The sequence below is a fragment of the Fulvivirga kasyanovii genome (genome assembly GCF_009711405.1).
GTDB lineage: Bacteria > Bacteroidota > Bacteroidia > Cytophagales > Cyclobacteriaceae > Fulvivirga > Fulvivirga kasyanovii.
The window spans coordinates 1-11,056 of sequence record NZ_SMLW01000485.1; the positions used below are offsets into that span (position 1 = coordinate 1).

The following is an 11,056-nucleotide window of genomic DNA, read 5'->3' on the forward strand; positions in this document are numbered from 1 at the left end:
GAGCAATCGGTATTTTAAGCATATTCTGGCTGTTACTTTCACGAACAAGGCCATGCAGGAGATGAAGAACCGTATCATTCAAAAGCTGGATGAATTCGGGCATGGTAAGTTTGATAGTATGGCAGAAGAGCTGATGCAGTATTCCGGCCTGGATAGCTATGCTTTCGAGCAAAAATGCAGCGAATTGCTTACGGAGATACTTCACGGATATTCGCATTTTTCAGTTAGCACTATCGATACTTTTTTTCAGAAAGTGATCAGGAGCTTTGCCAAGGAGCTGGGGCTGGCCGGCAGTTATAGACTGGAGCTAAATTTTGACCTGATCCTTATCCAAATTGTAGATGACCTGCTGCTTGAGGTGACGGACAATAAGCAGATCAGAGACTGGCTGATAAAATTTGCCCGTGAAAACCTGCAAGAGGGTAGTAACTGGGACGTGCGGAAAAATATTCGCCAACTGGCGCAGGAGATCTTTGCCGAGAATTTCAAAAGCATAGAAGATGAAATAGCGGAGCAGGACAAAAATCTTACACGTCAGTTAAAGACTGCAGTGGACGAAATTATCACGGCCTTTGAGGGGCAAATGGACGAATACGGCAGGTCCGGACTAGACCTGATGGATAAATACGGAGTAACGGTGGCGGATTTCTACCGTGGTGCAAAGGGGGTAATGTTCCACCTGCATAAAATCTGTAAGGACCAGAAAAAGTATGCCCCGACGGCTATCCTTACCAGTGCACTTGATGGTAGCGGTAGTTGGTATTCAAAAACCTCTAAAAAGGCGGATTTACTGGACACAGTGCTGGGCAATGGCCTGGAAGCCCTGCTTAACGATGCCGTGCGCTATTATGAGGAACGGCATACCTTGTACAATACTGCTTTGCAGATCAAGAAATTCATTTATGGCTATGGGTTGCTGGCCGACCTCACACGGAAGCTGCAGGAATATAAAAAGGAGAATGACGTGATGCTGATATCCGATGCCACTCGCTTCCTTAAAGAGCTTGTGAAGGATTCGGATACGCCCTTTGTATATGAAAAAGTAGGATCTTTTTATAATCACTATCTGATTGATGAGTTTCAGGATACCTCGGGATTTCAGTGGGATAGTTTCAGGCCTTTGGTAGAAGATAGTTTGGCGCAAGGATATAAGAACCTGGTGGTAGGGGACATTAAACAATCCATTTACCGCTGGCGTGGCGGGGATTGGGACCTTTTGCTGAACAAAATAGAGCAGGATATAGGGCAGGAGCGTACGGCCAATGAGGTGCTGGACACCAACTTCAGAAGTGAAGCCAACATTGTGAACTTCAATAACAGCATTTTTAAAAGAATACCTGCCGCCATGATGAGTGAAGGTGGTTCTGTAGACTCTGAGGAGTGGCAGGTTTTAAATAAGGTGTATGAAGACACTTACCAGCACATAGCGCCCCACAAGCAGGCGAGGCCGGGAGGTTATGTTAATATCACCTTTTTGCAGGATGAAGAGGACGAAAAATGGAAAGACCAGGTAGCGGAGCGCCTCCCTTTGATAGTGGAGGAACTACAGGATAAAGGCGTGCCATTAAAAGATATAGCTATACTCGTAAGGCGTAACAAAGAAGGGAAGGATGTAGCCGATTTCCTTTCTGACTACGAGCAGTCAGGCAAAGCCAAAGAGGGGTACCGGTACGATGTAGTGTCCAATGAATCACTGTTCTTGGCAGCTTCACCGGCGGTAAGGGTTGTTATCGCCGCACTCCGGCATTTGCACGACAGAAAAGATAAGGTGGTAAAGGCCGAATTGGTTTATGAATACCGTAAAGCCATTAAGAAGGATGAAATTCCTTTAAGTCAGCTATTCCAAAGTGTGTCAGCCCAGGGGTTTGCCGGTTTTCTTCCCCCTGAGTTTCAGGAAAGACAACATGCGCTATTGTACTTGCCATTTTACGAACTTGTAGAAACGCTTATCAACATCTTTGAGGCCAATAAGCTGGCCGGGCAATTTGCCTACCTTCAAACTTTTCAGGACCTGATATTGAAATTTTCTCAAAATGAAAAAGGGGACATTTCATCTTTCCTGGAGTGGTGGGAGGAGCGTGCTTCCAAGGAAAGTATTAAAGTGGCCGATGACCTTGATGCTATGCGGATTTTGACGATACACAAAGCCAAGGGTCTGGAATATCCGGCGGTAATCGTGCCTTTTTGTGACTGGGAAATTGATCATCAGCGCTCACCGATCATGTGGAGCGCAACAGATCAGGAGCCATTCAATGTGGGGCATCTTCCTATGAAATACAAAAAGGATTTGATGGACACCTTTTACCAGGAAGCTTATGAGGAAGAGAAAATCAAGGCACACCTGGATAACCTGAACATACTCTATGTGGTGTTTACCCGTGCTGTGCATAACCTTTGGGTATTTGCCCCGGATAATAAAAAGTGCATTTCGAAGGTGCTGAGAAATGTGCTGGATGATGGTGATTTTGAGTTGAAGGAGCATTGGAGTGGTGAAAAAAATGTTTTCGAATATGGCGACCGCCAATTTGAGTTTAAAAGCAGGCATGAGCCAACAGCTCCGGGGGTTACCCTTGATCATTACCAGCACTTTGACTGGAGAAAGCGGATTACCGTGAAGCAGTCGGCAGAGGGGTTCGTGGAAGTAGATGAAGCAAGAACGAAAATTAACTATGGTGTTTTAATGCATCGGCTGCTATCCAAAATTGCTGTAAAGGAAGACAGGGACAGGGCCATTACGGCTTTGTATTATGAGGAAGGACTGAATGACGAACAAAAGCTTCAAATTGAGCGCCTGATAGATGAATTGTTGGCTAATGAAACGGCGGGGACGTGGTTTGGGGGGGATTGGAAGGTTTATAATGAAATGCCTATTCTTACTCCTGCGGATGAATTCCGGCCTGACAGGGTGCTGTTGAAGGGTGATGTTGCGATTATTATTGATTACAAGACCGGGCTCCCTAAAGCTGCTGACCGAAAGCAGATGCAGCATTATAAGCAGTTGCTGGGTGAAATGGGGTATAGCAACGTGCAGGCCTATTTGTGGTATCTTGGTGATAATAAGGTGGAAGAGGTGGGGTAAACCTTAAGTTTAGATCGGGGAGTGCTTTATGTTTGGTTTGTAGTTTTTAAGTCCGGGATTCCGGCACAGGGCAGGGAAAGGTGCAATATTTTAATATTTAATGAAGAAGTATTTTGTGTATAATAACCAATGCAGACAGGTATACAGTTTTGTATACTGGTTTTACTGATAACGTAGAGCGAAGAGTATATGAGCATAAACAGAAGTTGTTGCCTGGCTTTAGCAAAAAGTACAATTGTGATAAGCTCGTTTACTTTGAGGAGTTTCTTTCTATGGAGGAGGCTTTGCATCGTGAGACAAATTAAACGATACAGGAGGGAATGGAAAGAAAATTTAATCAACGCTATGAATCCGCAATGGAATGATCTCTATGAGTTGTTTTCAGTAAATTGAATGTCACCAATAATTATTATGATGCAACGCCCCGGCCTTGTGCCGGGGTCCCGAAGTTGATAGCACAAACCGCAATTGCCATAGAAGCAGCAGAAAAAGAAAGATTAAAAAAATTAAATGAAAACATTCCTACAGCAGGTAGCGCAGAAACTGGTAAATGATCATGGTAAGAACCTGGGTTCTGTAACGGTGATATTTCCCAATAGAAGGGCAGGTTTGTTTTTTCGTGAAAACATAAAACAGGAAATCACCGGTCCCGTGTGGTCACCGAGAATACTTTCTTTTCAGGATTTTATTGCCTATCAGTCTTCTTCACAAATTGCCGATAAGTTGTTCCTGACGCACAGGCTTTTTGAGGTCTATACCAAAGTAATGAAAACGGGGGAAGGCTTCGACCGGTTTTATTACTGGGGACAGATGCTGCTCAAAGATTTTGATGACATTGATAAGTACCTGGTAAACCCTGAGAACCTTTATACTAACCTGAGCAGACAGAAACAGCTCGATCTCACTTTTGATTTTTTGCAACCAGAGCAGAAGGAAATCATTCAACGGTTTTGGCAGGGGTTTGACAAAAGTAAATCCGAAGAAAAGGAGCGTTTTGAGTTTGTATGGGACCGTCTCTATAAAGTATACGCCAGTTTTCAGAAGTCCCTTAAGGCTGAAAGCCTGGCTTATGAGGGTATGCAATACCGGTATGTGGCAGACAATGTAGATAAGATCAATTTCAGGAATATCGACGGCCCGGTGGTATTTGCTGGTTTCAATGCTTTAAACCTGGCCGAAGAAAAGATCATAAGCTGGTTCATTAAACACAGGCAGGCCAGTATAGTATGGGACCTGGATGATTACTACATGAGGAACAGGCATCAGGAGGCAGGCCATTTCCTCAGGGGCTACAAGGAAACCAATACATTTGCACCGTCTTTTCCTAAAGAAAACCCTTTGTATCTCGAAGGTGACGAGAAACATATCAATATTATCGGTGTGCCTCAACATGTAGGGCAAGCCAAGGTAGTAGGGCAGAAACTGGGGCAGTTGCTCAGGGAAAATCCGGGTATGGACCTTCGCAAGATTGCGGTTGTGCTGGCGGATGAGGCGCTGCTTTTTCCTGTATTACATTCCCTGCCGGAGGAGGTGGAAGCCATCAACGTTACCATGGGCTTTCCTTTGGCATATGCACCGGTCAACAGCCTTATAGAACATATTCTGGATCTCCAAAAGGCTATCCGTAAAGATCCTGATGGCCATGTGCTTTACAATTTCAAACCTGTACTGGCGATCATCAAGCACCCGATGATCATGCCGCATAACCCGCAAGGACTGGAGCGCCTGGCGGAAGATATTATCAAAAACAATAAGGTATTTCTCACCAATGCCGATTTAATCGATATACCTGTAATCAAAAGCATATTTAAGCCTGCTGAGGACAATCTCATTACTTATTTGTCGGACATCCTGCTGGCACTGCATGGCCTCTCTGAGCGGGAAGAGAATACCGTGGAGGTTGAATACATCCATCATTTTTATCAGATATTGAACCGCTATGCCGAGCTGCTGCAGGCGGTAGGGCAGAAGACTGATCTGGCTTCATTTAGCCGGCTGTTCAAGCAGTTGGTAAGGACTGAGCGGCTTCCGTTTACCGGTGAGCCGTTGAAGGGGTTGCAGATCATGGGTGTGCTGGAAACACGTAACCTCGATTTTGAGTATGTATTTGTGCTGAGTATGAATGAAGACTTTTTTCCTTCACAGGGAGGTAAGCATTCATTTGTGCCCTACAACCTGAGAAAGGCATATGGCCTGCCTAACTATGATCAGCAGGATGCCATATATGCTTACCTGTTTTACCGGTTGCTTCAACGACCAAAGCATATTGACCTTTATTATAATACCGAAGGCAATGACCTCGGGGGAGAGGAGATGAGCCGCTTTTTGCAACAGCTTATCCACGAATCAAACCTAAAGATCAATATGCAGGTGCTGGCGAACTATGCCGAGATTGACGAAGCCAGGGTTATTACCGTTGATAAAGATGAGCTGGTTATGCAGAGCTTATCGCGTTTTCTGGAAACAGCCCAGCGCCCTCCTTTAAAGAGGCTTTCCCCTTCGGCACTCAATACCTACCTGGATTGCCGGTTGATGTTCTATTTCCGCTATGTGGCCGACCTTTATGAGCAGGATGATATGGATGAGGATGTGGACGCGAGGTCGTTAGGTAATGTACTGCATTACGCTATGGAGGTGCTTTATCTGGATTACCTGGACGAGCATAAGGGCAAGCAGTTCATTGAAAAATCTGATGTTAAAGCACTGAAAAAGAGAATTGATGATGCCGCTGTCAAGGCTTTCAGGCAACAGTTTGCCGTAAATGAAGACAGGAAATTCTACTTTGAAGGGAAAAACATCATTGCTAAAGAGATCATCAAGGATTTTATGAAGAGCATATTAAAGCTTGATGAGCAGTATGCGCCGTTTGAGTTTATTGGTGCTGAGCAAAAGTACGAGTTGGACCTGAAGATTGACAATGACATCAGTGAGGCGAAGGAGCCCATCAAGGTTGGGCTGAGAGGTACCATAGACCGGCTGGATAAAAAGAACGGGAAAGTCAGGCTGATTGACTATAAAACCGGACAGGACAAGCATCTTTTTGAAAATATTGAGGAGCTTTTTGACCGGAAGAAGAAAAACAAAGCGGCTTTTCAAACTTTTTATTATGCCTTGCTTTACCAATATAAAAAGCAACCTACTGATTTAATGGTGCCCGCAGTTTTCAATAAGGATGCCTTGTTTATGGGTGAGGATGTAATGCTCAGGCATAAAACCATGGGCAAGGTTGATAATGCTGCCATATTCCTTGATGAATACACAGCCTTGCTCAAAGAGTTGATCGGTGAGATCTTTAATCCGGCTATGTCCTTTGTACAGACTGATGATGAGGCAAAGTGTAAGTTTTGCGCCTATTCGGGGATATGTGAGAGAGGGTAGTTTCGGTGGGCCATTAGACACTGAAAAGCCATCCACAATAGTTGCATTGGGATGGCTTTTCTATTTGATATATATGAGTTGAATTACAAATTAGGCTGAGGCGTAGTCCTCAAATAAGGCTTGATCACTTTGTGCCCTTTGGGGAATTTAGCAGGAATTTCCGCATCGGTAATGGCCGGTGCTATTACCACGTCTTCGCCATGTCTCCAGTTGGCTGGGGTTGCCACGCTGTAGTTTGCTGTAAGTTGCAGGGAGTCGATAACCCTTAGCAATTCGTCAAAATTTCTACCTGTAGATGCAGGGTAGGTGATGATCAGTTTTATTTTTTTAGCAGGGTCTATGATAAATACTGATCTCACAGTTAAGCTGTTGTCTGCATTAGGGTGGATCATATCATACAAGGTGGAAACCTCACGCTTGGGGTCGGCAATGATCGGGAAGTTCACCGTAGTGTTTTGGGTTTCATTGATGTCTTTGATCCAGCCCTGGTGAGACTCTACATCGTCGACACTCAGTGCTACCACTTTTACATTTCTCTTTTCAAACTCTTCCTTAAGTTTGGCTGTAGTGCCCAGCTCAGTAGTACAAACCGGCGTATAATCGGCAGGGTGTGAAAATAACAAACCCCAACTGTCACCCAGCCATTCATGGAAGCTGATTTTACCTTCTGAGGTCTCTGCCGTAAAATCTGGTGCAGTATCTCCTAATCTAAGTGCCATAATAGTAAGTTGTTTAGTTGTTTTAGTTGATTTACTTATCCTTTGTCTAACGAATTAGCCTTGATTTGGTTGAAAGAAAAAGGTCTTGTTACCGACGCGGAGGCATATATTAACCATACTTTTTCCGCATGTATTCCACCGAGCTGCCTATAAGCTCTTTAAGTACTTCGAGGTCAATGTCTTGGAGCTTTTTTACGTAGAGGCACGATTTTCCGGTTTTATATTTCCCAAGTTTTTGCAGTAGTTCATTGTACCGGGCAAAACCGGCCATAATGTACAGGGTAAGGGCCTGCTTTCGGGGAGAGAACCCTGCTATAAACCAGTCTCCTTCGCGACCGCTATCGTACACATAATGATAATTGCCGAATCCCACGATGCTGCTTCCCCACATTTTGGGTTCCGCACCGGTGATTTGCTTCATGATGTTTAGCACCTCAAAGCTGTCCTTTTTCTTTTGTTCGTCTTCAACGGAATTTAGAAAGTCCTCGACGCTTTCATCATTTAGTTTAGTTTTTAGCTCGGCCATGGTTTGTCTTTTATTGATGAACTATGTGTTTAAATTATTACTATTCAATTTATGATACAACCTGGCAAACGATTAATTTTAACTTATGTCGTGGCTGGAGATCAAGGATGTTATATTCACCATTTTACATATTGGTGTTACGCTATTTAACCTTTTCGGGTGGCTGTGGTACAGGCTACGCCGCCTGCACCTGGTGTCGGTAGTGCTTACGCTTGCATCGTGGCTTATCCTGGGGATATTTTATGGGTTGGGCTACTGCTTTTTAACTGACTGGCACTGGGAGGTGAAAAGAAAACTGGGGGAAACAGACCTCCCTGCTTCATTTGTCAAGTACTATCTGGACATACTTTTTCAGGCGGATATACCTGCAAATGTGGTCGATGCCATAACTGTAACCGGGCTTGTTATTGCCGTTGTGATGACCGTGGTGAGAAACCGGGACCTGTTCAGGAGGAACTCCGGTCACTAGCTGAGTAAGAGCGGATGCTTTCAATAACCACGGAAATCAATATCAAAGCTCCACCGAAAACGGTATTCCATTGAGGGATCTCATGCAGAAAGATCATGCCGATAATAATACCATAGATCGGCTGGCTGCTGCTTATTATACTCGCCGTGCTTACACTGAAATGCTTTAGGCCCATAACGAACATGGTATGGCCGATGGCTGTAGTCACCAACGCCAGGGTAACTACGGCTGGCCATTGTCCGGTAATGCCTGAGGAGTCGTATATAAAAAGTACCGGCACAAATAGTACCATGGCGATCAATAGCTGGTAAAACATCAGAGTTGAGCCCTGGTAGCGCGATACTTTTTTCTTGAGAAGGATATTGCGGAGGGCATAGAGCAGGGAAGAAACCAGCCCGAACAGAATGCCCTGGAAGTGGCTGTTCTCCATGTCAAAGTCAGGCGCCAGGAGGTAAATTCCCAGCAAAGCCAGCATGCCCAGGCCTATATGCCTGAGGTTGAATTTAGACTTTAGCAAGACAGGTTCCAGCAATGCTGTGAAAACAGGGTAGGTAAACAAAGACAGCATGCCAATGGCTACATTAGACAGGTGCAGGGCATAAAAATAAGTGATCCAGTGACCGCCCAAAAGTACTGCTGCCAGAATGATGGAGAAGCCGTCATGGGCTATGTTGACGGATAAGTCTATTTTCCTCCAGCGGCAAAACAGATATAAGAACAGCGCCGCCAGCAGGCATCGCCACCATATGATGACGGGTGGAGGCATGGAGATGTATCTGCCCAGGGAGCCGGATGTGCTCATGAGTATCATGGCCAGATTAAAATCTAATACATGGCGTAGGTGTGTGGTTTGTTTCAAGGGCAAAAGGGTCAGCTAAGTGAGCGCCAAAAATATGAGTTAGATACCTGAATACAAAGCCTGTAAACTGATGATAGTTAGGTTATGGCTTATTATATTTATAGATTATTAAAATTAACCGGTATGAAAAAGAAAGAATGCCCGTCGTGTGCCATGGAAGTAGATGCTGACAGCAAGGTTTGTCCTGTTTGCGGCTATGAATTTCCAGGTTTTAGCAAAGGTATACAGTGGGTGGCCATACTGCTTGTTTTGCTTATGTTACTCTTTTTTATATTATAATCGAATGGCAAATTTTGCCTGGGGCCTCTTATGAGCACCAGAAACAAACCATAGGGTAGTGTGTTAGTTTTTTGGAAACAACAGGTGCAGATTGCTGAATAATACAAGGTGGAAATTATTGAATGGATAAGTGAACATTGGGGTATAAACCCTGAAATCCAGCGGAAAATATTTTTCTCGCTGGTTGCCATTTTTGTGCTGGCATTTATGCGGCAATTGCTTTTGAAGATAGTGTTTTGGCGCATAAAAGCAGTAAAACAGCGATACAAGTGGAAGAATGGTGTCCGGTATATTTTTGTGTTTTTAAGCGTGATGGTGATCAGTACCATCTGGATTGATGAGTTTCATTCCATTGCCACCTTTCTGGGGCTGATCTCAGCAGGAATAGCTGTAGCACTAAAAGACCCGATTGTTAACCTCGCAGGATGGTTGTTTATCATGATCAGGAGGCCCTTCGAGGTAGGGGACAGGATACAGATCATGGATTTTGCTGGAGATGTCATTGATATCCGTGCATTTCAGTTCACCCTAAATGAAATTGGTAATTGGGTAGACTCAGACCAGAGTACGGGACGGATCGTACACATTCCTAATGGCAAGGTTTTCTCAGAAGCTCAGTTTAACTACCACCAGGGCTTTAGCAATATCTGGAATGAGATATGCGTAGTGGTGACTTTTGAAAGTGACTGGCAAAAAGCCAAGGATATTTTAAACGGGGTAATGGAAAAGCATACCAAACACCTGACCAAGTCTGCCCAGAAAAAACTGATGGAGGCTTCTAAGAAGTTTATGATATTTTATAACACGCTGACTCCCGTTATTTACACCAAGGTAAAAGACCATGGCGTAGCATTAACCATGCGCTACCTATGCCTGCCTAAAAAGAGGCGCTCCACCGAACATGCCATCTGGGAGGAGATATTGATCGAGTTTCGCAAGCATGATGATATTGATTTTGCATACCCAACCCAGCGTATTTATTACAACAAAACGGAAAGCAAACAGGCGACGAAGGAGGGGAGGTAATTGCAATCGGCAAGAGCAGTTGGCAAACCGGAATAATATAAAATAGGTATGTCACTTCTCAAGAGATTTTCAGCTTGAGTCGTCATATTCCTTTAATAAATGACTCAAGACTTGTTTATATAACCACCAATATTACCGTCTGCTGTCAATGGCTATTTTACCTGGGCCATAAGTCAGTAAAAAGAAGCTGACGATCCAAATATGAAGGGCAGGGGCTAAATTGAGGTAAGCGTCTCCCCAATGTACAAATATCAATGCTACCGTAAAATTTAACATCATGATCAATGCAGCCAGTCGTGTGTGGTAACCCAGAATAAACATGATGCCTCCTGCAAATTGAACAGCTACTGAGGCTATCGCACTGACCAAAGGAAATGGAAAATGATAACTCTCAAGGAACTTTGAAAACTCAAGCATTTGCTCCCAGCTCAGTATATTGTCTTGTGTGCCATAAATCAGGCGAATACCGAAGGCACAGCGGAGAACAAAAACACTGATGTCCTTATACTTTTCAAAATAACGAAGGGATTGCATGGTTCATGATTTATAGTTCAATATATGCATATTCTTCATCAGGCGTTATTAAAGTTGTTGATTTAGTATTGTTTCATCCTTAGAGTTTCTAAAAACTGTACTATGGTAGTAGTTGCAGTGTTCGGAGTAATTACCTTCAGATCGTGCTGTCGATCGGTAAGCTTTACCAAACTTTCGGAAGTTTAGT

The 11,056-nt window shown here is 44.0% G+C and carries 10 protein-coding genes; 6 read left to right on the top strand and 4 right to left on the bottom strand.

The window, feature by feature from the left end:
• From E1163_RS09175 to E1163_RS09185, 3 genes are all read left to right on the top strand, one after another.
• The coding region (locus E1163_RS09175) for a UvrD-helicase domain-containing protein (RefSeq protein ID WP_155171141.1) at positions 1-3,079 on the top strand (3,079 nt) is incomplete at its 5' end.
• 149 nt (positions 3,080-3,228) lie between these two features.
• The gene (locus E1163_RS31215; protein WP_246223586.1) at positions 3,229-3,384 is read left to right on the top strand and encodes a GIY-YIG nuclease family protein; all 156 of its coding nucleotides are present in this window, start codon (positions 3,229-3,231) and stop codon (positions 3,382-3,384) included.
• A gap of 205 nt (positions 3,385-3,589) precedes the next feature.
• Complete coding sequence (locus E1163_RS09185; RefSeq protein WP_155171142.1) at positions 3,590-6,457, top strand: PD-(D/E)XK nuclease family protein; 2,868 nt, start codon at positions 3,590-3,592, stop codon at positions 6,455-6,457.
• 83 nt (positions 6,458-6,540) lie between these two features.
• Here the strand turns inward: E1163_RS09185 and E1163_RS09190 are convergent, their stop codons facing one another.
• Positions 6,541-7,176: a peroxiredoxin gene (locus tag E1163_RS09190; protein WP_155171143.1), complete on the bottom strand. Its 636-nt coding sequence runs from the start codon at positions 7,174-7,176 to the stop codon at positions 6,541-6,543.
• 109 nt (positions 7,177-7,285) lie between these two features.
• Positions 7,286-7,702: a DUF1801 domain-containing protein gene (locus tag E1163_RS09195; RefSeq protein WP_155171144.1), complete on the bottom strand. Its 417-nt coding sequence runs from the start codon at positions 7,700-7,702 to the stop codon at positions 7,286-7,288.
• Between the two features lie 85 nt (positions 7,703-7,787).
• Here E1163_RS09195 and E1163_RS09200 point away from each other — a divergent pair, with 85 nt between their 5' ends.
• Positions 7,788-8,171 (top strand): DUF2784 domain-containing protein, encoded by a 384-nt coding sequence (locus E1163_RS09200; protein ID WP_155171145.1) that lies wholly within the window; start codon positions 7,788-7,790, stop codon positions 8,169-8,171.
• Here the strand turns inward: E1163_RS09200 and E1163_RS09205 are convergent.
• Positions 8,149-9,030 (bottom strand): DMT family transporter, encoded by an 882-nt coding sequence (locus E1163_RS09205; RefSeq protein WP_246223585.1) that lies wholly within the window; start codon positions 9,028-9,030, stop codon positions 8,149-8,151. The two genes, E1163_RS09200 and E1163_RS09205, sit on opposite strands and share 23 nt — an antisense overlap.
• Positions 9,031-9,153: 123 nt before the next feature.
• Between E1163_RS09205 and E1163_RS09210 the strand changes: the two genes are divergently transcribed.
• The gene (locus E1163_RS09210; RefSeq protein ID WP_155171146.1) at positions 9,154-9,309 is read left to right on the top strand and encodes a zinc-ribbon domain-containing protein; all 156 of its coding nucleotides are present in this window, start codon (positions 9,154-9,156) and stop codon (positions 9,307-9,309) included.
• Between the two features lie 108 nt (positions 9,310-9,417).
• Positions 9,418-10,335 carry a mechanosensitive ion channel family protein gene (locus tag E1163_RS09215; protein ID WP_343033791.1) on the top strand — a complete coding sequence of 306 codons (918 nt, stop codon included), beginning with the start codon at positions 9,418-9,420 and terminating at the stop codon, positions 10,333-10,335.
• Between the two features lie 132 nt (positions 10,336-10,467).
• On the opposite strand, the gene E1163_RS09220 is transcribed toward E1163_RS09215, so the two are convergent.
• Positions 10,468-10,869, bottom strand: a complete 402-nt coding sequence (locus E1163_RS09220; RefSeq protein WP_155171147.1) for a DoxX family protein — start codon at positions 10,867-10,869, stop codon at positions 10,468-10,470.
• Positions 10,870-11,056 lie beyond the last annotated feature (187 nt).

Excerpts from the sequence above, each read along its gene's own strand:
- E1163_RS09195 (WP_155171144.1), bottom strand. The coding sequence starts at position 7,702 with ATGGCCGAGCTAAAAACTAAACTAAATGATGAAAGCGTCGAGGACTTT.
- E1163_RS09220 (WP_155171147.1), bottom strand. The coding sequence starts at position 10,869 with ATGCAATCCCTTCGTTATTTTGAAAAGTATAAGGACATCAGTGTTTTT.
- E1163_RS09185 (WP_155171142.1), top strand. The coding sequence starts at position 3,590 with ATGAAAACATTCCTACAGCAGGTAGCGCAGAAACTGGTAAATGATCAT.
- E1163_RS09200 (WP_155171145.1), top strand. The coding sequence starts at position 7,788 with ATGTCGTGGCTGGAGATCAAGGATGTTATATTCACCATTTTACATATT.
- E1163_RS09190 (WP_155171143.1), bottom strand. The coding sequence starts at position 7,176 with ATGGCACTTAGATTAGGAGATACTGCACCAGATTTTACGGCAGAGACC.
- E1163_RS09210 (WP_155171146.1), top strand. The coding sequence starts at position 9,154 with ATGAAAAAGAAAGAATGCCCGTCGTGTGCCATGGAAGTAGATGCTGAC.